The sequence below is a fragment of the Lysinibacillus sp. GbtcB16 genome (genome assembly GCF_019091145.1).
Lineage (GTDB): Bacteria > Bacillota > Bacilli > Bacillales_A > Planococcaceae > Lysinibacillus > Lysinibacillus fusiformis.
This window is the reverse complement of record NZ_JAGXJV010000237.1, coordinates 1-317: the sequence shown is the minus strand read 5'-3', so window position 1 is coordinate 317 and position 317 is coordinate 1. Positions and strand designations below refer to the sequence as shown.

At 48.6% G+C, this 317-nt stretch carries 1 protein-coding gene; it reads right to left on the bottom strand.

What is annotated here, in order from left to right:
* Positions 1-317 (bottom strand): protein kinase domain-containing protein (locus tag KVT27_RS24115; RefSeq protein ID WP_217582123.1); only part of this gene is annotated, 317 nt, incomplete at both ends.

Here is a 317-nt window from a genome sequence, read left to right as displayed (position 1 = left end):
CCAATCAAAATGTTGTGCGGCTTAATATCCCGATGAATGATCTCATTGTGGTGAGCATGGTCAAGGGCATCTGCAATTTGGCTGGCGTAATGCACGGCATCTTCCACCTGCAGGGGCGCTCTCTCCTTGATCAAATCATTCAACGTAGTGCCTTCTATGTATTCCATTACGATATAGTGCACGTCTTCTTCTTGTCCCACGTCATAAATGCTGACGACATTAGGATGAGAAAGTGAAGCGGCTGCTTGAGCTTCTCTGCGGAAACGACGAATGAACTCTTCGTCATGCACGTACTGCGAGCGCAGCACCTTCACAGC